This window comes from Tomitella gaofuii (assembly GCF_014126825.1).
In the GTDB taxonomy this organism is placed as follows: domain Bacteria; phylum Actinomycetota; class Actinomycetes; order Mycobacteriales; family Mycobacteriaceae; genus Tomitella; species Tomitella gaofuii.
Genome location: NZ_CP059900.1, coordinates 2,023,756 through 2,043,520 on the forward strand (window position 1 = coordinate 2,023,756; position 19,765 = coordinate 2,043,520).

The 19,765-nt window shown below is 71.1% G+C and carries 21 protein-coding genes and 1 tRNA gene; all 22 read left to right on the top strand.

The features are described from left to right. The first annotated feature begins 13 nt into the window (after positions 1 to 13). The 22 genes from steA to H4F70_RS09565 all read left to right on the top strand — a co-directional run bounded on the left by steA (position 14) and on the right by H4F70_RS09565 (position 19,724). Positions 14 to 1,198 (top strand): putative cytokinetic ring protein SteA, encoded by a 1,185-nt coding sequence (gene steA, locus H4F70_RS09460; protein ID WP_182359947.1) that lies wholly within the window; start codon positions 14 to 16, stop codon positions 1,196 to 1,198. After that, positions 1,195 to 2,118, top strand: a complete 924-nt coding sequence (locus H4F70_RS09465) for a copper transporter (RefSeq protein WP_182359948.1) — start codon at positions 1,195 to 1,197, stop codon at positions 2,116 to 2,118. Before steA ends, H4F70_RS09465 begins: the two co-directional genes overlap by 4 nt. Positions 2,119 to 2,338: 220 nt before the next feature. Further along, the gene (locus H4F70_RS09470) at positions 2,339 to 4,111 is read left to right on the top strand and encodes a CTP synthase (RefSeq protein WP_182360301.1); all 1,773 of its coding nucleotides are present in this window, start codon (positions 2,339 to 2,341) and stop codon (positions 4,109 to 4,111) included. Between the two features lie 29 nt (positions 4,112 to 4,140). After that, the gene (locus H4F70_RS09475) at positions 4,141 to 4,797 is read left to right on the top strand and encodes an NUDIX domain-containing protein (protein WP_182359949.1); all 657 of its coding nucleotides are present in this window, start codon (positions 4,141 to 4,143) and stop codon (positions 4,795 to 4,797) included. Between the two features lies 1 nt (position 4,798). Continuing rightward, a complete protein-coding gene (gene xerD, locus H4F70_RS09480; protein ID WP_182359950.1) occupies positions 4,799 to 5,794 on the top strand; it encodes a site-specific tyrosine recombinase XerD in 996 nt (331 codons plus the stop codon). Positions 5,795 to 6,003: 209 nt separating this feature from the next. Then, positions 6,004 to 6,894 (top strand): ParA family protein, encoded by an 891-nt coding sequence (locus H4F70_RS09485; RefSeq protein ID WP_235681524.1) that lies wholly within the window; start codon positions 6,004 to 6,006, stop codon positions 6,892 to 6,894. Beyond that, positions 6,891 to 7,757 carry a segregation and condensation protein A gene (locus tag H4F70_RS09490; protein ID WP_182359952.1) on the top strand — a complete coding sequence of 289 codons (867 nt, stop codon included), beginning with the start codon at positions 6,891 to 6,893 and terminating at the stop codon, positions 7,755 to 7,757. The genes H4F70_RS09485 and H4F70_RS09490 overlap by 4 nt, the downstream gene beginning before the upstream one ends. Further along, positions 7,754 to 8,461: an SMC-Scp complex subunit ScpB gene (gene scpB, locus H4F70_RS09495; protein ID WP_182349478.1), complete on the top strand. Its 708-nt coding sequence runs from the start codon at positions 7,754 to 7,756 to the stop codon at positions 8,459 to 8,461. The genes H4F70_RS09490 and scpB overlap by 4 nt, the downstream gene beginning before the upstream one ends. After that, positions 8,461 to 9,690 carry a pseudouridine synthase gene (locus tag H4F70_RS09500; RefSeq protein ID WP_182359953.1) on the top strand — a complete coding sequence of 410 codons (1,230 nt, stop codon included), beginning with the start codon at positions 8,461 to 8,463 and terminating at the stop codon, positions 9,688 to 9,690. The genes scpB and H4F70_RS09500 overlap by 1 nt, the downstream gene beginning before the upstream one ends. Positions 9,691 to 9,725: 35 nt before the next feature. After that, complete coding sequence (cmk, locus tag H4F70_RS09505) at positions 9,726 to 10,394, top strand: (d)CMP kinase (RefSeq protein WP_182349484.1); 669 nt, start codon at positions 9,726 to 9,728, stop codon at positions 10,392 to 10,394. Next, positions 10,391 to 11,902, top strand: coding sequence for a ribosome biogenesis GTPase Der (gene der, locus H4F70_RS09510; protein WP_182359954.1), 1,512 nt, complete (start codon positions 10,391 to 10,393; stop codon positions 11,900 to 11,902). The genes cmk and der overlap by 4 nt, the downstream gene beginning before the upstream one ends. Before the next feature lie 124 nt (positions 11,903 to 12,026). Next, positions 12,027 to 12,100 (top strand) — tRNA-Pro (locus H4F70_RS09515). Between the two features lie 199 nt (positions 12,101 to 12,299). Beyond that, on the top strand, positions 12,300 to 13,022 hold the full coding sequence (locus tag H4F70_RS09520; protein WP_182359955.1) for an NUDIX hydrolase: 723 nt from the start codon (positions 12,300 to 12,302) through the stop codon (positions 13,020 to 13,022). 140 nt (positions 13,023 to 13,162) lie between these two features. Further along, positions 13,163 to 14,506, top strand: coding sequence for an NADP-specific glutamate dehydrogenase (gene gdhA / locus H4F70_RS09525; RefSeq protein ID WP_182347401.1), 1,344 nt, complete (start codon positions 13,163 to 13,165; stop codon positions 14,504 to 14,506). A 44-nt stretch (positions 14,507 to 14,550) separates the two neighbouring features. Continuing rightward, positions 14,551 to 15,186: a CDP-alcohol phosphatidyltransferase family protein gene (locus H4F70_RS09530; RefSeq protein WP_182360302.1), complete on the top strand. Its 636-nt coding sequence runs from the start codon at positions 14,551 to 14,553 to the stop codon at positions 15,184 to 15,186. Positions 15,187 to 15,192: 6 nt separating this feature from the next. Further along, positions 15,193 to 16,035 carry a DUF881 domain-containing protein gene (locus tag H4F70_RS09535; protein ID WP_235681443.1) on the top strand — a complete coding sequence of 281 codons (843 nt, stop codon included), beginning with the start codon at positions 15,193 to 15,195 and terminating at the stop codon, positions 16,033 to 16,035. Further along, positions 16,032 to 16,364: a small basic family protein gene (locus H4F70_RS09540; protein ID WP_182347402.1), complete on the top strand. Its 333-nt coding sequence runs from the start codon at positions 16,032 to 16,034 to the stop codon at positions 16,362 to 16,364. The genes H4F70_RS09535 and H4F70_RS09540 overlap by 4 nt, the downstream gene beginning before the upstream one ends. Before the next feature lie 130 nt (positions 16,365 to 16,494). Beyond that, positions 16,495 to 17,208, top strand: coding sequence for a DUF881 domain-containing protein (locus H4F70_RS09545; protein ID WP_182360303.1), 714 nt, complete (start codon positions 16,495 to 16,497; stop codon positions 17,206 to 17,208). A 55-nt stretch (positions 17,209 to 17,263) separates the two neighbouring features. Further along, the gene (gene gcvH / locus H4F70_RS09550; RefSeq protein ID WP_182359956.1) at positions 17,264 to 17,698 is read left to right on the top strand and encodes a glycine cleavage system protein GcvH; all 435 of its coding nucleotides are present in this window, start codon (positions 17,264 to 17,266) and stop codon (positions 17,696 to 17,698) included. Positions 17,699 to 17,831: 133 nt separating this feature from the next. Further along, a complete protein-coding gene (odhI, locus tag H4F70_RS09555) occupies positions 17,832 to 18,314 on the top strand; it encodes an oxoglutarate dehydrogenase inhibitor Odhl (protein WP_182347404.1) in 483 nt (160 codons plus the stop codon). 32 nt (positions 18,315 to 18,346) lie between these two features. Beyond that, positions 18,347 to 19,039, top strand: coding sequence for a transcriptional regulator FtsR (gene ftsR / locus H4F70_RS09560; protein WP_182360304.1), 693 nt, complete (start codon positions 18,347 to 18,349; stop codon positions 19,037 to 19,039). Positions 19,040 to 19,235: 196 nt separating this feature from the next. After that, a complete protein-coding gene (locus H4F70_RS09565; protein WP_182347405.1) occupies positions 19,236 to 19,724 on the top strand; it encodes a bifunctional nuclease family protein in 489 nt (162 codons plus the stop codon). Positions 19,725 to 19,765 lie beyond the last annotated feature (41 nt).

Here is a 19,765-nt window from a genome sequence, read left to right on the forward strand (position 1 = left end):
CATCATTTCAGGCATGAAGATGCCTGCGTTGCTCTCGCGAAGCACAGATGCGCTCCCGGGCACTGTCGGCCTGGCCCGGGTCGGCCGCGACACGACGAAGCTGCTCGGCCGGGTAGGGGAGGGCGACGTCGTCGTGCTCGACGAGGTCGATCTCGACCGGGTCACCGCCGACGCGTTGGTGGAGGCCAAGGTCGCCGCGGTCGTCAACGTCTCGGAGTCGATCTCGGGGCGGTACCCCAACCTGGGGCCCGAGGTGCTCGTGTCGGCGGGCGTCACCCTCATCGACAAAGCGGGCGAGGAGGCGCTGCGCAAGGTCAAGGACGGCGCGCGCGTCCGGGTGCACGAGGGCGCGGTGTACTCGGGGGAGCGGCGGCTGGCCGGCGGCGCCGAGATGTCCCGGGTGGAGATCGAAGACCTCATGATCGAGGCGAAGACCGGCCTGGTCAACCATCTCGAGGCCTTCTCCGGCAACGCGATCGAGTTCATCCGGAGTGAAAGTCCGCTGCTGATCGACGGCGTGGGCGTGCCGGACATCGACATCGACCTCGACGGCCGCCACGTCGTCGTCGTCGCGGACGGTCCCGAGCATGCGGAGGACCTCAAGCGGCTCAAGCCGTTCGTCAAGGAGTACTCGCCGGTCCTGGTGGGCGTGGGCAAGGGCGCCGACGTGCTCGTCAAGGGCGGCTACCGGCCGGACCTCATCGTGGCCGATCCCGCCGACGTGACTTCGGAGACGCTGCGGTGCGGGGCGCAGGTCGTGCTCCCCGCCGACCAGGACGGGCACGCCCCCGGCCTGGAGCGGATCCAGGATCTGGGCATCGGGGCCATGACGTTCCCCGCCGCCGGCTCGCCCACGGACCTGGCGCTGTTGCTGGCGGACCATCACGGCGCGGCGCTCATCGTCACCGTCGGCGCCAGCGCGTCCCTCGACGACTTCTTCGACCGGAGCCGGGGCGATTCCCACCCGTCCGCGTTCCTGACCCGGCTGAAGGTAGGCCAGAAGCTGGTCGACGGCAAGGCCGTGGCCACGCTGTACCGGAGCCGCGTGTCGGGGCTCGCCATCACGATGCTCATCCTGGCGGCGCTGCTCGCGGTGGTGGCCGCGGTGGCCGTCACGGGCACGGGCCAGGAGATTCTCGACTGGGCCGTCGACACCTGGAATTCCCTCGCCCTGAAGTTCCAGGAGCTTTTCACGTGATCTCGCTTCGCCAGCATGCCATCTCGATTGCGGCGATCTTCCTGGCACTCGCCATCGGGGTGGTGTTGGGCTCGTCCGTGCTCTCGGACAACCTGCTGTCCGGACTGACCGACGACAAGCAGGATCTGCAATCGCAAGTCCACGACCTGCAGTCGCAGGTGAACGCGCAGAACCTGCAGTTGCAGGCCGCCGACGGGTTCGATTCCGCCGTGGCGGGCCGGGTCGTCGGCGGGACGCTCACCGACCGCACCGTGGTGGTCTTCACGACGCCCAGCGCAGCTCCGGAAAGCGTCGACGCGGCGGTGGGCCTCGTCGCCGCCGCGGGCGGCACGGTCACCGGACAGGTGGGGCTGACCGAGGCGTTCGTCACCGCGCAGGGCGCCGATCAACTGCGCGCGACGGTGACCAACGTCGTGCCTGCGGGCGTGCAGCTGAGCACCGGGGCCGTCGACCCGGGCAGCATGGGCGGCGACCTCCTGGGCGCCGTGCTGATGCTCGACCCGGAGACCGCCCAGCCACAGTCGACCCCCGCCGAGCGGGATCTCGCGATGCAGACGCTGCGGTCCGGCGGGTTCATCTCCTACCAGGACGGGACCGTCGAGCCCGGCCAGCTCGCGCTGGTCGTGACGGGCACCTCCGACGACGGCAACAAGGGCCCGATCGTCGCCCGGTTCGCGGCGGCGATGGACACGCGAGGCGCGGGGACCGTGCTCGCCGGCGATGCGGGGTCCGCGGAGGGCAACGGTGCCGTGGCGGTGGCGCGTTCGGACGCGGCGATCTCCCACCACCTGAGCACCGTCGACAACGTCGAGCGCAGCGCGGGGCAGATCAGCACCGTGCTGGCGCTGCGCGAGGAACTCGAAGGGCGCTCGGGACAGTTCGGCGTGGGTCCGGGGGCCGGGGCGCTCACGGTCTCGTAGCCGCCGCCCGGCCCGGCCCGGCCCGGCGCGGTGCGGTGCGGTGCGGTCCCGCGGTGCCGACTCGTCACGCCCGGGCGGGCGCCGCCCGTCAGGGCGTGCCCGCGCCCACGGACTCGGAGCGTCCGCGCGCGCGGCGCCGGGCGAGGTGTTACCGTGAGGTCCCGTGGGTCGGCGGGCCCAATCCATCCACCTGCAAGGTCACACGGGAGCTTCGTTGCAACTGCCACGCCGTTCAGCGCGTATTTCGACCAAGTACCTCTTCGTCACCGGCGGCGTCGCCTCGTCGCTGGGCAAGGGACTCACCGCATCCAGCCTGGGCCAGCTGCTGATCTCCCGGGGGCTCCGGGTGACGATGCAGAAGCTGGACCCGTATCTCAACGTGGACCCGGGCACCATGAACCCGTTCCAGCACGGTGAGGTCTTCGTCACCGAGGACGGCGCGGAGACGGACCTCGACATCGGCCACTACGAGCGCTTCCTGGACAGGGACTTGTCCGGCTTCGCCAACGTCACCACCGGCCAGGTGTACTCGGAGGTGATCGCCAAGGAACGCCGCGGCGAGTACCTCGGCGACACGGTCCAGGTGATCCCGCACATCACCGACGAGATCAAGCGGCGCATCGTCGCCATGGCGGGCGAAGACGACGAGGGCAATGTCCCCGACGTCGTCATCACCGAGATCGGCGGCACGGTCGGCGATATCGAGTCGCAGCCGTTCCTCGAAGCCGCGCGCCAGATTCGGCACGACGTGGGCCGGGACAACGTGTTCTTCATGCACGTCTCGCTGATCCCCTACCTCGCCCCGTCCGGGGAGCTGAAAACCAAGCCCACCCAGCACTCGGTGGCGGCACTGCGGAACATCGGCATCCAGCCCGATGCGCTGATCCTGCGCGCCGACCGGGACGTGCCGGATCCGTTGCGGGCCAAGATCGCGCTGATGTGCGACGTCGATATCGACGGCGTCATCTCCACCCCGGACGCCCCGTCCATCTACGACATCCCCAAGGTGCTGCACCGCGCCCAGTTGGACGCGTACGTGGTGCGCAAGCTCGGGTTGCCCTTCCGTGACGTCGACTGGACCGTCTGGGGCGACCTGCTGCGCCGGGTGCACGAGCCCACGGAGACCGTGCGCCTCGCGCTCGTCGGCAAGTACGTCGACCTGCCGGACGCGTACCTGTCGGTGACCGAGGCGCTGCGCGCCGGGGGGTTCGCCCACCGGGCGCGCGTCGAGATCGTGTGGGTGCCCTCGGACGACTGCGAAACCGAGGCGGGCGCGCACACGGCGCTGGGCGACGTGGACGGCGTGCTCATCCCGGGCGGGTTCGGCATCCGCGGCATCGAGGGCAAGCTGGGGGCGATCCGGTTCGCTCGCACACGCGGCATCCCGCTGCTGGGCCTGTGCCTGGGGCTGCAGTGCGTGGTCATCGAGGCGGCGCGGTCGGCGGGCATCACGCAGGCCGGGTCGACGGAGTTCGACCCGGACACACCCGATCCGGTGATCTCGACGATGGCCGACCAGGAGGCCGCGGTCGCGGGCGAGGCGGACCTCGGCGGCACGATGCGTCTGGGCGCCTACCCGGCGCAGCTGCTGCCCGGCTCGGTCGTGGCGCAGGCCTACGGCGCGGAGACCATCAGTGAACGGCATCGCCACCGCTATGAGGTGAACAACTCCTACCGCGAGCGGCTCGCGTCCACGGGCCTGGTGTTCAGCGGGACGTCGCCGGACGGCCGGCTCGTCGAGTTCGTCGAACTGCCGCGGGAGGCCCACCCGTTCTTCGTAGCGACGCAAGCGCACCCGGAGCTCAAGAGCCGGCCCACCCGCCCGCATCCCCTGTTCGACGCGTTCGTCGCCGCGGCGCTCGCCTACAAGGCGGAGGAGCGGCTGCCGGTGGACATCCCCGGCCGTGACGACGCGCAGGGGCCGGCGGGGCACGAACCGGCCGAGGACGGCGACGTGGACACCGCGCGGGTGCCCGCGGGCGCAGAGGACTGAACACCCCATGGCGGAGGACTGAGCGCCCCATGAGCGACGACGGTGCTGCGGGCGGCGACCGCCACGACTTCGCCGTGGCGGGATCCGAGACGGTCTACGACGGCGCGATCGTGGCCCTGCGAGTGGACGAGGTGGCGATGCCGGGCGGCGCCACTGCGCGCCGCGAGGTGGTGGAGCACCATGCGGCGGTGGTCATCGCCGCCGTCGACGAGGACGACAGGATCACGCTCATCCGGCAGTACCGGCACCCGCTGGGGCGGCGGATCTGGGAGCTTCCCGCCGGGCTGATGGACGTCACCGGCGAGGAGGCGCTGGCGGGCGCGCAACGCGAGCTGCACGAGGAAGCGGGGCTCGCGGCGTCCCGCTGGTCGGTGCTCGTGGACCTGGCCGCGTCGCCCGGATTCACCGACGAGACCCTGCGCGTGTATCTGGCGGAGGGGATCACGCACGTGGGCCGCCCCGAGGCGCACGATGAGGAGGCCGACCTCGAGGTGCGGTCCGTCCCGCTGGGCGAGGCGATGGCGATGGTGTTCGCCGGTGAGATCGTCAACGCGGCGGCCGTCGCAGGCATCCTGGCGGTGTCCGCGGTGCGCACAGGTCACGGGCGGACCCGCACGCCGGATACCCCGCCGCCGGTGACCGCCGCGGCGTTCGCCGCGCGAGCACGGTCACGGGGCGGCCGCTGAGATGGATCCCGCGGACAAGCTCGAGGCGGCGTCGGCGCGGGCCGACGCGCTGAGTACGCAGATCCGCGGGTACCTGGACCATCTTGCGGTGGAGCGCGGTGCGGCCCGCAACACGCTCGCCTCCTACGCGCGCGACCTGCACCGGTATGGGCGCTACCTGCGCGCGCTGGGCGTGCACGACCTCGCCGATGCAACGGAGGCGACGGTGGCGGGATTCCTCGCGGACCTCCGCCGCGGCGACCCCGTCGAGGGGGTGCCGCCGTTGGCGGCGAGTTCCGCGGCGCGCGCCCTGGTCGCGGCTCGCGGGCTGCACAAGTTCGCGGCGGCCGAGCGGCTCATCCCCGCGGACGTGGCACGCGAGGTGCACCCGCCGCGCGCCGGCCGCCGGCTGCCGAAGGCGCTGACGGTCGACGAGGTGCTCCGGCTGCTCGACGCCGCAGGAGGTGCCGGGGAGGGGGCCGAGGCCGGCGCTTCCGGGGCGACGGCGGTACCGCGTGGACTGCGGGACAGGGCGCTGCTGGAGACGCTCTACTCGACGGGGGCGCGGATCTCCGAGGCGATCGCACTCGACATCGACGACATCGACGCGGAGACGCGCTCGGTGATCCTGTCGGGCAAGGGCGGCAAGGAGCGCATCGTCCCGGTCGGACGGCCGGCGGTCGCGGCGATCGACGCGTACCTGGTGCGCGGCCGGCCCGCCCTGGCCAAGCGGGGGGGAGCGGCGATGTTCCTCAATGCCCGCGGCGGACGGCTGTCGCGACAGAGCGCATGGCAGGTGCTGCAGGATGCAGCGTCGCGCGCGGGGATCACGGCGGGCGTGTCCCCGCACACCTTGCGGCACTCGTTCGCCACGCACCTGCTCGACGGGGGTGCGGATGTGCGGGTGGTGCAGGAACTGCTGGGGCACGCGTCGGTGTCGACCACGCAGGTGTACACCATGGTGACGGTCACCGCGCTGCGGGAGGTCTGGGCCGGTGCGCACCCGCGGGCGCGGTGACGTTCCGCCGGAGTCCGCGGGCGTGCAGCCGGGCGGGGACGGTGCCGTGCGGCCCGGGCCCTCGGGCGGATAGGCTCCGCATGGAGGCGTCGGACAATAGACTGGCCGCGACGGAACGGGCCCGCGTCGAGCGGAGGGGAGTACCGATTGTGACTGCAGCGCAACCGCCGGCATCCGATCGCGGCATCGCGGAGGCCGGGGACGGCGGGCTGTTCGGGTCACCGGAGCGCAGGTCGGACGACGCGGCGTCCCCGGAGGCCGTGGAACTGGGCCCCACCGGGCGTCCGGTGCGCGAGATCCCCGAGCCGGGGCCGGCGCCCCGCGGCGGCACAGCCCGGGTGATCGCGATGTGCAATCAGAAGGGCGGGGTGGGCAAGACCACCTCCACGATCAACCTCGGCGCCGCGATCGCGGAGTGCGGGCGCCGGGTGCTCATGGTGGATCTGGACCCGCAGGGGGCCCTCTCCGCGGGGCTCGGTGTGGCGCACCACGATCTCGAACGCACCGTCTACAACCTCCTCGTCGAACGAGGAGCGGACATCGACGACGTCGTGATGCGCACACGCGTCGAGGGGCTGGACCTGCTGCCCAGCAACATCGACCTGTCGGCGGCGGAGATCCAGCTGGTCAGCGAGGTCGGGCGGGAACAGGCCTTGGCGCGCGTGCTGCACCCCGTGCTCGACCGTTACGACTACGTGCTGATCGACTGCCAGCCGTCGCTGGGCCTGCTCACGGTGAACGCGCTGGCGTGTGCGGACAGCGTGCTGATCCCCATGGAGTGCGAGTTCTTCAGCCTGCGCGGGCTCGCCCTGCTCAACGACACCATCGACAAGGTCCGCGATCGCCTCAACCCGCGTCTGACGCTCGAGGGCATCCTCGTCACGATGTTCGACGCGCGCACTCTGCACTCGCGGGAGGTCATGTCCCGGGTGGTCGAGGTCTTCGGCGACGCGGTGTTCGACTCCGTGATCTCGCGGACGGTCCGATTCCCGGAGACCTCCGTGGCGGGTGAACCGATCACCACCTGGGCCCCGAAATCCACGGGCGCGCAGTCCTACCGGACGCTGGCACGCGAAGTCATCCACCGCACGGGCCGGTGACCGCGGCAGGCCCGGCACCGGACCCGGCCGGGCGGGCTGACGCCGCCGTGGCAGACGCCGCGGCCGGTGAAGGCGCAGCCGACGGCGGCGGCTTCACCGTCCGGCTGCAGAACTTCGAGGGGCCCTTCGACCTGCTGCTGCAGCTGATCGGCCAGCACCGCCTGGACGTCACCGAGGTGGCCCTGCACGTGGTGACCGACGACTTCATCGCCTACACCAAACAGCTCGGCGCGCAGATGGGCCTCGACCAGACGACGGAGTTCCTCGTCGTCGCCTCCACACTGCTGGACCTCAAGGCGGCGCGGCTGCTGCCGTCGGGAGAAGTGGAGGACGAGGCGGACCTGGAACTGCTCGAGATCCGCGACCTGCTGTTCGCGCGGATCCTGCAGTACCGCGCGTACAAGCAGGTGGCCGAGCTCTTCCGGGAGCTCGAGGCGGCGGCGCTGCAGCGGTATCCGGCGGCGGTGCCGCTGGAGGAGCGGTTCACGGACCTGTTGCCGGAGGTGCGGATCGGCGCCGCGCCCGAGCGGCTCGCGGAGATCGCCGCCTACGCCATGCGCCCCAGGGAGGTCCCGTCGGTGGGCCTGGACCACCTGCATGCGCCGCGCGTGTCGGTGCAGGAGCACGCGCAGCGCATCGTCGCACTGCTGCGGAAGCGCGGCGCCGACGCGCGGGCGACATTCACCGAACTGGTGGACGAATGCGGCACCCGGTTGGAGATCGTCGCCCGTTTCCTGGGCCTGCTGGAGCTGTACCGGCAGCGCGCCGTCACCTTCGACCAACCCGAACCGCTCGGCGATCTGCTGGTGGAATGGACCGGCGAGGGCGGCGCCGACGACATCGACGATGAGGAGTACGCATGACGACGTCCGGTGGTGCCGGTGGCGACAGTGCGGGTGTCGACGCCGGCATGGAGCGGGAGGCTGCGCCCCCGGAGGATGAGCGCGTGGACGCCATCATCGAGTCGCTGCTCCTTGTGGCCGACGCGCCGGTGCCCGTCGCAGTGTGCGCGGGGGTGATCGGAATCCCGGAGGCGCGTGCGCAGGCGCGGCTGGCGGCGCTGTCCCGACGTTACGACGACTCCGGCAGCGGTATGGACTTGCGCTTCACCGGCGACGGGTGGCGCCTGTTCACCCGCACCGAGTATGCGCCGTACGTGGAGCGGCTGCTGCTGGACGGGACGCGCGCCACACTGACGAGGGCCGCGCTGGAGACGCTGGCGGTGATCGCATACCGTCAACCGGTGACCCGTACCCGCGTCGCGGCGGTGCGCGGGGTCAACGCGGACGGCGTGATGCGTACTCTTGTGGCGCGGGGACTGATCACCGAGGCCGGACCGGACCCCGAGACCCGCGGGACGCTCTACGCCACCACCGGACTGTTCCTCGAACGGCTCGGGCTGGACTCGCTCGAGGACCTTCCGCCGCTGGCGCCACTGCTGCCGGACGAGGACGTCATCGAGTACATCGGCGACAACCTCGACGACGATCCCCGGGTCATGAAGATGCACGCGCGCTCCTCCGCGGCCGAGGAGAACACAACCGAAATAGATGTGGACGATCACTGATGAGACCCGCTCGCCGAGATGGCACACCGGATCGAGACCGACACCCCCGCGCCGGGGGAGACGACCGTGCAAGGGCCGGCAGGCCGCACGGACGCAAGCCCGCACGTGACGCGCAGCCCGGCAGGCCCGCGCGCGGTGAACACGGCGGCAACGGCGGCGAGGGCCGGCAGCGCGGCAGGACGGGCGGCTCCCCGCAGCAGGGCGGACACCCCGCGCGGAAACCTGCACGGGCCGGCAGGCCCGGAGCGCCCGGCAAGAGCGGTGCAGGGCGCGGCGGTGCGCACAAAGGCGGTACCGCCAAGGGCAACGCGTCGAAGGGCGCCGCGTCGAAGGGCGCCGCGGGCAGAAGCGCTGCCGGCAAGGCCGGGGCGCAGCGCAAGCCGAAGCCCACGCGGACCAAGCGCGAACCGGCGATGCTGAGCTTCGCGCGCCCGGCGCGCAACCAGTCCGACGGGCCCGCCGCCACCTCGTTCTCGGGAAGCTCCGGCGGCTCCGGCGAGGGCGTGCGGCTGCAGAAGGTGTTGGCGCAGGCCGGCGTGGCGTCCCGCAGGGCCGCGGAGATCCTCATCGACCGCGGACGCGTGGAGGTGGACGGCCAGATCGTCACGCGGCAGGGGATGCGCATCGACCCCACCGAGTCGGTGGTGCGGGTCGACGGGGCCCGGATCGTGATCGACCAGGACATGGTGTACCTGGCGCTGAACAAGCCGCGCGGATGGCAGTCGACGATGTCCGACGACCTGGGCCGCCCGTGCATCGGCGACATCGTCGCCGAGCGGGTCATGGCGGGCCAGCGGATCTTCCACGTCGGCCGGCTCGACGCGGAGACCGAGGGTCTGATCCTGCTCACCAACGACGGCGAGTTGGCCCACCGTCTCATGCATCCGTCGTACGAGATCCTCAAGACCTACCTGGCGACGCTCGACGGCCGGATCCCCCGCAACCTGGGCCGGATTCTGTCGGACGGGGTGGAGCTCGAGGACGGTCCGGTGCACGTCGACAAGTTCTCCGTGGTGGACCTCGGCGAGACGCGCACCATGGTCCGCGTGGTGCTGCACGAGGGACGCAAGCACATCGTGCGCCGGCTGTTCGCCGAGGTCGGCCACCCGGTGCTGGAGCTGGTGCGCACCGACGTCGGCCCCATCTCCCTCGGCGACCAGCGCCCGGGCACGCTGCGCGTGCTCCGTGGCGCCGAGGTGGCCGAGCTCTACGCCAAGGTGGGGATGTGAGCGCGGCGGCACCGTCGGGGGCGCACCGCTTCACGATGGCCATCGACGGTCCCTCGGGCACCGGCAAGTCCAGCGTGTCCCGTCAGGTGGCGCACCGGATAGGCGCCGGATACCTCGACACCGGCGCGATGTACCGGGTGGCGACGCTGCACGTGCTCCGCGGCGCGGTGGACACCACCGACCCGGTGGCCGTCGCCCACGCGGTGCGCGGGCTGCCCGTGTCGGTCGGATCAGACGCGCTCGTCGAGGAGATCCTGCTGAACGGGGAGGACGTGTCCGCGGAGATCCGCGGCGACGCCGTGACGGCGGCGGTGTCGGCGGTGTCGGCGGTTCCGGAGGTGCGTGCGGCGCTGGTCGAAGTGCAGCGTGCCCTCGGTAGGGCGCGGGAGAGGATGGTGGTCGAGGGGCGCGATATCGGCACCGTGGTGTTGCCCGACGCCGACGTGAAGGTCTTCCTCACCGCCACGGCCGAGGCCCGCGCGCACCGGCGCAACCGGCAGAACGTCTCGGCCGGCGGCGCGGACGACTATGCCGCGGTGCTGGAATCGGTCCGCCGGCGCGATCACCTGGATTCCACGCGCGTCGCGTCGCCGCTACGGCCGGCCGACGACGCGCGCGTGGTTGACACCAGCGACCTGGGATTCGATGACGTCGTGCAGCTCCTCACCGAGCTTGCGCGCGAGAACATGGGAGCAGCCCTATGAGTGACGACGCGGGCCGCGGCGCCGACGCCGGCGGCACCACCGAAACAGGCGACATCTACGCGCAGGGCATCGGTCGTCCGGGATCCGTGGACGGCGGGGCGGCCGTGGACGGCATCTGGAGCGACGAGTCCGACTGGACGGCGCTCGACGCCGAGCTGGCCGAGGAGGCGGAGGCCGACGCCGTTCCGCTCCCGGTGCTGGCGATCGTGGGCCGGCCCAACGTGGGCAAGTCCACGCTGGTCAACCGGCTGATCGGCCGGCGCGAGGCGGTCGTGGAGGACGTGCCCGGCGTGACGCGCGACAGGGTCGCCTACACCGCGGAATGGGCGGGTCGTCGGTTCATGGTGCAGGACACCGGCGGCTGGGAGCCGGACGCCGTGGGGCTGCAGAAGGCCGTCGCCCGGCAGGCCGAGACGGCCATGGCGGAGGCCGACGCGATCCTGCTCGTCGTGGACGCGACCGTGGGCGCCACCGCCACCGACGAGGCCTTCGCCCGGATTCTGCGGCGTTCCGCAACCCCGGTGCTGTTGGTGGCGAACAAGGTGGACTCGAGCCGCGTCGAGGCGGACGCGGCCGCCCTGTGGTCGCTGGGGCTGGGCGAGCCGCACACTGTCAGCGCCATCCACGGCCGACGTACGGGCGACCTGCTCGACCTGATCCTCGAGTCGCTGCCGGAGACCCCGCGCGACACCGCCGCGCCCGTCGGCGGGCCGCGGCGCGTCGCGCTCGTCGGCAAGCCCAACGTCGGCAAGTCGAGCCTGCTCAACAAGCTCTCCGGCGGCGAGATCGCAGTGGTGCACGACGTCGCGGGCACCACCGTCGATCCCGTGGACACGCTCGTGGAGCTCGGCGGCAGCGTCTGGCGTTTCGTCGACACGGCGGGGCTGCGGCGCAAGGTGCGGCAGGCGAGCGGCACCGAGTTCTACGCGTCGCTGCGGACCCGCTCCGCCATCGACGCGGCCGAGCTGGCGATCCTGCTCATCGACGCCTCGCAGCCGATCACCGAGCAGGACCTGCGTGTGCTGTCGATGGTGGTGGACGCGGGGCGCGCGCTCGTCGTCGTCTACAACAAGTGGGACCTGGTGGACGAGGACCGGCGCTATGAGCTCGAGCGCGAGATCGACCGCGAGATGCACCGGGTGCCGTGGGCGCAGCGGGTGAACGTCTCGGCGCTCACCGGGCGGGCCGTGCGGAAGCTGGTGCCCGCCATGGAGACCGCACTGGAATCCTGGGACACGCGCGTGCCGACGGGCCGGCTGAACAACTGGCTCAAGGAGGTCGTCGCCGCGACTCCGCCTCCGATGCGCGGGGGTAGGCTGCCCCGCATCATGTTCGCCACCCAGGCGGGCACGCGGCCGCCGACGTTCGTGCTGTTCACCACCGGCTTCCTCGAGGCCGGGTACCGGCGGTTCCTGGAGCGACGGCTGCGCGAGGAGTTCGGCTTCGCCGGCAGCCCTGTGCGCATCTCGGTGCGTGTGCGCGAGAAGCGCGACCGGCGCAAGAAGTAGCGGACGCGCCGATCGGAATCACCTATCGGGATCGCCGCAGGTAGGGGGCCGATTAGCAGGTTGGACCCCGCCTGCGGTACTGTTCTTCCTGGTGCTGCGGGAGGGCTCGTTCCCCGCGGCGTCACGGGCTGTGGCGCAGCTTGGTAGCGCACCTGACTGGGGGTCAGGGGGTCGTGGGTTCGAATCCCGCCAGCCCGACGTTGGGAAGCCCCGGGACATCGCAGTTGCGGTGTCCCGGGGCTTTTCTGCATTCACGTCCCGGGCGTGGATCGGTTGCGCCATTCCGAGCGTCGGGTATGCACCACGCGCACGAGATCCCCGCGAAACACGTATAGAAGGTGCTCGAACCGGCGGTGGGCGAGTCGGTCCGACGCGGGAACCGGGATACCCTCGGGAAATGGACATGCGCGACGCGGGCCGGGGCGATACGAGCGGGGGGAGCATGGACGGGCACGATTTCGTCCCCGCGCCGACGCGTTCTGCTGCCGCTGCCGCAGCGCGGCTCGGTCCCGGCTCGGTCACCGAGGACGACGTCCGGCGCGCGGTATCCGCGTTCACGCGTCAGGACACGGGCGATGCCGGCGAGCAGAGTTCCGTCGGATCGGCTGTGGCACTGGCGGTGTCGACGCGCGCCGGCGTTCCCGGCATCTGGTTGACGCGCCGGTCGCTCACGCTGCGCAAGCATCCCGGCCAGTTCGCGCTGCCCGGCGGCAGGATGGACCCGGGGGAGGACGCGCCCACCGCCGCGCGGCGCGAACTCGCCGAGGAGCTCGGCGTGGCGTTGCCCGACGGTGCCGTGCTGGGGCTGCTCGACGACTACACGACCCGATCGGGCTACACGATGACCCCCGTCGTGCTCTGGGCCGGGGCGGACCGTGGCACCACGGCGAACCCGGGCGAGGTGGCGGAGGTGTTCTTCGTCCCGTTCGACGAGCTCGATGTGGAACCTCTGTTCGATCGGATTCCGCAGTCGCAGCGCCCGGTGATAAAGTTGCCGTGGCGCGGTGGATATCTTCACGCACCCACCGCGGCCGTGATCTACCAGTTCCGCGAGGTCGTACTGCACGGTGAGCACACCCGTGTGGCGGACTTCGAGCAGCCGGTCTTCGCCTGGCGCTGAAGGTCCGCCCGGCCCCGGCCGGGCGTGCTGCCTTCGGCGTCGGTTTCCGGCGACGGCCTCGTCCAGGATAGATTGACCGCTTGGTGCTTTCCGGAGCAATCCGAGTACGGATCGATAAGTGTGCTGAAAGAAGGTGACGTGTGACCGGTAATGGTCAGGTGAGCAGGATCTATGACGAGGTGGTCAAGCGGAACGCGGGCGAGCCGCTGTTCCACCAGGCCGTCGCGGAGGTCTTCGAATCACTGTCGGTGGTCCTCGAGCGCTACCCGCACTACGCGGATGCGGGCCTGATCGAACGGCTGTGTGAACCCGAGCGCCAGATCATCTTCCGGGTGCCCTGGCAGGACGACGAGGGCAACGTCATCGTCAACCGCGGTTTCCGCGTCCAGTACAACAGCGTCCTCGGGCCTTACAAGGGCGGCCTGCGCTTCCATCCCAGCGTCAACCTGGGCATGGTCAAGTTCCTCGGCTTCGAGCAGATCTTCAAGAATTCGCTGAGCGGCCTGCCCATCGGCGGCGGCAAGGGCGGCTCCGACTTCGACCCCAAGGGTCGCAGCAACTCGGAGATCATGCGCTTCTGCCAGTCGTTCATGACCGAGCTGCACCGGCACCTGGGCGAGTACACCGACGTGCCGGCGGGCGACATCGGCGTGGGCGGCCGTGAGATCGGCTACCTGTTCGGCCAGTACAAGCGGATGACCAACTCGTACGAGTCCGGCGTGCTCACCGGCAAGGGCCTGACGTGGGGCGGCTCGCAGGTGCGCAGGGAGGCCACCGGGTACGGTGCCACCTACTTCGTCGCCAGCATGCTCGAGGCCAAAGGCACCGACCTCGCGGGCAAGAAGGTGGTCATCTCCGGCTCCGGCAACGTGGCCATCTACGCCATCGAAAAGGTGCACCAGCTCGGCGGCACGGCGATCGCCTGCTCGGACTCCTCGGGCTACATCGTCGACGAGCAGGGCGTCGACCTGGAGCTGCTCAAGGAGATCAAGGAGATCAAGCGCGGGCGCATCAGCGAGTACGCGGAGCAGCGTTCCAGTGCGCGCTTCATCGAGGGCGGCTCCATCTGGGACGTCCCCTGCGATGTGGCGCTGCCGTGCGCGACGCAGAACGAGCTCAGCGGCGACGACGCCGCCTCGCTGATCAAGAACGGCGTCCTGGCGGTCGCCGAGGGCGCCAACATGCCCACCACGCCGGAGGCGCTCAAGGCCTTCCGCGAGGCCGGCGTGGCGTTCGCCCCCGGCAAGGCCGCGAACGCGGGCGGCGTGGCCACCTCGGCGCTGGAGATGCAGCAGAACGCCTCGCGCGATTCCTGGCACTTCGAGTACACCGACGAGCGGCTCGCCGCGATCATGCGTGACGTGCACGAGCGCTGCAGCGAGACCGCGCGCGAGTACGGCAAGCCCGGCGACTACGTGCTGGGCGCCAACATCGCCGGCTTCGTCAAGGTGGCCGATGCGATGTTCGCACTCGGCGTCATCTGACCGGTACGGTGACACCGCCCGGAGACGAGGCGGTGGGGGTGGACATGTCGACGACGCAGGACGGTCGGAGGGCGGACAGCGGCCCTCTGACCGTCCCGAACCTCATCAGCGGACTCCGCATCCTGGGAGTGCCGCTGTTCCTGTATCTGGTGCTGGGGCCGCAGGCCGACGGGTGGGCTTTGGCGGTGCTGCTGATCAGCGGCGCCTCGGACTGGGTGGACGGCAAGCTGGCGCGGCTGCTGGACCAGTACAGCCGGCTCGGCGAGCTCCTGGACCCGGTGGCCGACCGCCTGTACATGGCGGCCGTGCCCATCGCGTTCGCCGTCCGCGGCATCCTCCCCTGGTGGGTGGTGGGCGTCCTCATCGCGCGCGAACTCGTACTGGCCGCCACGCTGGCGCTCTACCGCAGCCGCGGCCTGGGACCGCCGGAGGTGCACTACCTCGGCAAGGCGGCAACGTTCACGCTCATGATCGCCATGCCGGTGCTGCTGGCGGGGTACGGCGATTCGGCGGTGGCGACGACGCTGCACCCGTGGGGCTGGGCGCTGCTCATCTGGGGTGTCGGACTCTACGTGTGGACGGGGCTGATGTACGTGGCGCAAGCGTGGCTGACCGCGCGCACGCTTCCGCGCGTGCGCCGCGGGATCGAAGACCCGCCGGCGGCCCGCGGGGCGGAGTGACCCGCGATGACCCTGCGCCGCAATCCGGAGCCGTCGCTGCTGCGCTCGCTGCTGCATGACCATCTGGACCCCGGCTACGCAGAATCGGCGGCTGCCGGGCGCAACCGTCGGCGCGGCGGCGGGGTCTGGCTTGCGGGCGGCTGCCTCGTGATGGGGCTGGTGCTGGGAACAGCAGGTGCCCGACAGCTGGACGAGGGCCGAGGCGCGTCGTCCGACGGGCAGGCGGCGATCGTGGAGCAGGTGCGCGAACAGCAAGCTTCGGTGGACCGGCTGGTGCGCGAGCGCGACGTGGCGGCCGACAGTGCGGATGCGGAGCGACAACGTGTGCTCGCCGGCGACTCGGCCGGCAAGGAGGTGCTCGATTCCCTCGCACGCCTCAGCACCGGCGCGGCGGCCGTGGCGGTGCACGGCCCCGGGATAGCGGTGCGCATCACCGAACCGGACGCCGAGGGCGACCTGAGCGATTCCGAGCGTCCGCAGCCCCGGCGCGGGCAGGTGGTGTTCGACCGTGATCTGCGCGCCGTCGTCAACGCGCTGTGGGCGGCGGGCGCGGAGGCGGTGGGCATCGACGGGGTGCGCATCGGGCCGGATACGGCGATACGGCAGGCCGGGGGCGCGATCCTCGTCGACAATCAGCCGGTGTCCCCGCCATATGAGATCGACGCGATCGGGGACCCTGACGCGCTCAGCGTGCGCTTCGTGGACTCGGCCGCGTATCTGCGCATGCAGTCGCTGACCCAGCTCTACGGCGTGGAGGTCGCATTCGAATCCCGGTCGGACCTGCGTCTGCCGCGCGCTCCGGCAGTGGAACTACGGTATGCACGAGGCGACGAGGAAGGACCCCGATGATCGGCTTCATCGCACTGGTCGTGGGCATCGTGCTGGGCATAGTTTTCAGCCCGCAGGTGCCCGAGGCGTTGCAGCCCTACCTTCCTATCGCCATCGTCGCCGCCATGGACGCCGTGTTCGGGGGGCTGCGGGCCTACCTGGACAGGATCTTCGATCCCAAGGTCTTCGTGATCTCCTTCGTGTTCAACGTGCTGGTGGCGGCGTTGCTGGTGCTGCTGGGCGACCATCTCGGCGTGGGCACGCAGCTGTCGACGGCGGTGATAGTGGTCCTCGGCATCCGGATCTTCGGAAATGCCGCAGCATTGCGCAGGAGGCTTTTCGGTGCCTGAGCAATCCGACCGGCCCGCGGAGCCCGGGGGGGACGCGGAGCACGTGGGCGACGTGGAGGACGCGAGGGACGACAGGGACGGGGCCGCCCCGGTCGGCCGTCACGAGGCGCCCGAGCCGCGGCGGCGGGGCATGTGGGGGTGGCCGGGCCGGTCGTCGCGAGTGTCCGCCGTGCTCGTCGCCCTGCTGTGCATGCTGCTCGGTGTGGCCATCGCCACCCAGGTGCGCGATACGGGTTCGGGAGACTGGCTCGATGCGGCGCGCCCCGCCGATCTGCTCGTAGTGCTCGACAACCTGCACGGCAAGGAGGCGTCGCTGCGTCAGGAGATCGCGACGCTCGAGCAGTCATTGCAGTCGATGCGGTCGGCGGGCACGGATTCCCGCGAAGCGCTGGCGCAGTCCCGGCAGCGGCTCGACGCGCTGCGGGTGCTCGTCGGTGTCGCCCCTGCAGAAGGGCCGGGGCTGGTCGTCGAGGTGACGGATCCGCGTGGCGGTGTCGACCCGGCGGTGCTGCTGGACCTGCTCCAGGAGTTGCGCGCCGCGGGTGCGGAGGTCATCGCTTTTTCCGGGGCCGGCGAGGGCGACGACGTGCGGGTGGGTGTCGATACGGCGGTGACGGGCACTGCGGGCAGTATCCTGGTGGACGGTGTGCCGCTCGCGGCCCCGTACACGGTGACGGCCATCGGCGACGGTCCTACGATGGCGGCGGCTCTCAACATCCCCGGCGGGGTGCAGGACACCGTTCGGCGGGCCTCGGGGGAGGTGACGGTGACCACGGAGGACCTCGTGCGGGTGACCGCGGTCCGTCAGCCCGAACAGCCGCAGTACGCGCAGCCCGGCGATTAGGGTCGAAGTGACGCGGGTCCGGCCCGCGGGGGATCGATGTGGAAGGGGCAGGCGCATGGTTTCGGGCGACCAAGACGGTTCACCGGGGGACGGCGGTGCGGGGGACTCGGCCCTGCGGTTCACCGCCGACCACGAGTGGGTGCGCCCGCTGGGGGAGGACATCGTCCGGGTCGGGGTCACCGGCTATGCGGCCGAGCAGTTGGGCGACGTCGTCTTCGCCGACCTGCCGGCGGCGGGGGATGAGGTCGCTGAGGGACGGCCGATGGCGGAGGTCGAGTCCACCAAGAGCGTGTCGGAGGTGTTCGCCCCGGTGTCGGGCCGGATCGCGGCGATCAACGACGCGTTGGACGCGGAGCCGGAGCGCGTGAACGCCGACCCGTACGGCGGGGGTTGGCTGGTGGAGATCCGCGTGTCCGATTCGGCGGTTCTCCGCGCGGCCCTGGCGGGCATGATGGAGACCGATGCCTACGAGGCGTCGACGCGGAAGTGAGTGTGACTGTTTCGTTTCGCCTGCGACGCATCGGTCCGCGCGGCCACGATGTACCGTCGACACAGACGAGACCGATCGTGCGAGAGCGACTGCCGAGCAGGTGCGAGGTCCGGAGACGGACGAAGGAGATGCGGTGAGCGAGAACGACAAGAACGCGGCCTATGAGGCTCCGGCCGAGACCACTTCGGTGTTCCGTTCGGACTTCCTCAGCGAAGTCGACGGGTCGGGGCAGGCCGCGGAGGCCCCGGTCAGCGGCGTCGAGGGGCTGCCGCAGGGGGCGGCACTTCTGGTGGTCAAGCGCGGTCCCAACGCCGGCTCGCGGTTTCTGCTGGACCAGGACGCCACCTCGGCGGGCAGGCACCCGTCGAGCGACATCTTCCTCGACGACGTCACCGTGAGCCGGCGGCACGCTGAGTTCCGCAAGCACGGCGACGGGTACCAGGTGGTGGACGTGGGCAGCCTCAACGGCACGTACGTCAATCGGGAACCGGTGGACAGCGCCGCCCTGGCCAACGGCGACGAGGTGCAGATCGGCAAGTTCCGCCTGGTGTACCTGACCGGGCCGCGGGGTGGCGGCGCGCAGGTCGAGGGTGCCGCCGGCGCGGAGGGCCGGTGACGGCAGCCGGCCGATCCACGGCACCGTCCGGGATGTCGATCGGCGCCGTGCTCGAGCAGTTGCGCGGTGACTTCCCCGATGTGACGATCTCGAAGATCCGGTTCCTCGAATCGGAGGGGCTGGTGACCCCGGCGCGGACCGCGTCGGGGTACCGGCGCTTCTCGGTGGCGGACTGCGAGCGATTGCGCTTCGTGCTCACCGCGCAACGCGACCACTACCTGCCGCTCAAGGTGATCAAGGAGCAGCTGGAAAGCATCGACTCGGGAGGGGCCGCGGTGGCGACGCTGCACCCGCCGCGCGCATTGTCCATCGCGCCGGGGCTGGTGTCGCCGGAGGCGTTCCGGTCCGGCAGGGAGGTCAGGGTCACGCGGGCGGACCTGTGCGAGCGCGTCGGCGTGGAGGACGCCTTCGTCACCCAGCTCATCCGTGCGGGACTCATCGCCCCCGGCGCCTCCGGGTTCTTCGATGAGGACGCGGTCACCGTGGCCACCACCGTGCGCGACATGGCCGGGTTCGGCCTGGAGGTGCGGCACCTGCGCGCGTTCAAGGCCGCGGCCGACCGCGAGGCGGGGCTGGTGGCGCAGATCGCGTCGCCGGTGGCCCGTGGGCGCGATGCCGGCGCACGGGATCGGGCCGAGGAGATCGTCCGCGAGCTCGCGGCGCTGTCGGTGACCCTGCACAGCTGTCTCGTCAAGGGTGCCGTCCGGGACAGCCTCGACGGCTGATCCCCTCCGCCGCGGGTGCTGCTGATCGGCCTCCGGGTGGCCTAGACTTCTACTGCGGGCGCCGATCGCAGGAACCTTCCGTGGACGGCGATCACCCGCGGGTCGCGGGCACCGGCGGCTTCCTCTGTGAGGGGGCCCGGCTCTGCGGGCGTCAGTGGCTCCGGACCGGTTTCGAGCAGCGAGAAAGGCGGGCGTGATGAGCGAGATGCAGCTTGTGGGCATTCGTGTGGAACAGCCCCAGAACCAGCCCGTGCTCCTGCTGCGCGAATCGGAGGGGGAACGGTTCCTGCCGATCTGGATCGGACAGAACGAGGCGGCGGCGATCGCGCTGGAACAGCAGGGGATCGCCCCCGCGCGGCCGCTCACCCATGATCTGATCAAGGACGTCATCGACGCGCTCGGCCGCACGCTGCTGGAGGTACGCATCGTGGACTTGCGCGAGGGGACGTTCTACGCGGAGTTGGTCTTCGACGGGGACGTCTCGGTGTCGGCGCGGCCGTCGGACGCGGTGGCCCTGGCGATCCGGGTGGGCGTGCCGATCCTCTCGGACGAGGCGGTCCTGGAGGAGGCGGGTCTGGTGATCCCGGATGAGCGCGAGGACGAAGTGGAGAAGTTCAAGGAGTTCCTCGACTCCGTGTCGCCCGAGGATTTCAACCCCGGCGAGTCCGACGGGTCGGAGGGCTGAGCACGCCGTCCGCACGCCCGAACATCACGATTCGGCCACAG

Bases quoted from the DNA above. Each gene is read 5' to 3' on its own strand.
- H4F70_RS09540 (WP_182347402.1), top strand. From the start codon at position 16,032: ATGATCGGCTTCATCGCACTGGTCGTGGGCATCGTGCTGGGCATAGTT.
- H4F70_RS09545 (WP_182360303.1), top strand. From the start codon at position 16,495: ATGTGGGGGTGGCCGGGCCGGTCGTCGCGAGTGTCCGCCGTGCTCGTC.
- xerD (WP_182359950.1), top strand. From the start codon at position 4,799: ATGGATCCCGCGGACAAGCTCGAGGCGGCGTCGGCGCGGGCCGACGCG.
- ftsR (WP_182360304.1), top strand. From the start codon at position 18,347: ATGTCGATCGGCGCCGTGCTCGAGCAGTTGCGCGGTGACTTCCCCGAT.
- scpB (WP_182349478.1), top strand. From the start codon at position 7,754: ATGACGACGTCCGGTGGTGCCGGTGGCGACAGTGCGGGTGTCGACGCC.
- H4F70_RS09475 (WP_182359949.1), top strand. From the start codon at position 4,141: ATGAGCGACGACGGTGCTGCGGGCGGCGACCGCCACGACTTCGCCGTG.
- H4F70_RS09500 (WP_182359953.1), top strand. From the start codon at position 8,461: ATGAGACCCGCTCGCCGAGATGGCACACCGGATCGAGACCGACACCCC.
- H4F70_RS09565 (WP_182347405.1), top strand. From the start codon at position 19,236: ATGAGCGAGATGCAGCTTGTGGGCATTCGTGTGGAACAGCCCCAGAAC.
- steA (WP_182359947.1), top strand. From the start codon at position 14: ATGAAGATGCCTGCGTTGCTCTCGCGAAGCACAGATGCGCTCCCGGGC.
- H4F70_RS09535 (WP_235681443.1), top strand. From the start codon at position 15,193: ATGACCCTGCGCCGCAATCCGGAGCCGTCGCTGCTGCGCTCGCTGCTG.
- cmk (WP_182349484.1), top strand. From the start codon at position 9,726: ATGGCCATCGACGGTCCCTCGGGCACCGGCAAGTCCAGCGTGTCCCGT.
- der (WP_182359954.1), top strand. From the start codon at position 10,391: ATGAGTGACGACGCGGGCCGCGGCGCCGACGCCGGCGGCACCACCGAA.
- gcvH (WP_182359956.1), top strand. From the start codon at position 17,264: ATGGTTTCGGGCGACCAAGACGGTTCACCGGGGGACGGCGGTGCGGGG.
- H4F70_RS09530 (WP_182360302.1), top strand. From the start codon at position 14,551: ATGTCGACGACGCAGGACGGTCGGAGGGCGGACAGCGGCCCTCTGACC.
- H4F70_RS09520 (WP_182359955.1), top strand. From the start codon at position 12,300: ATGGACATGCGCGACGCGGGCCGGGGCGATACGAGCGGGGGGAGCATG.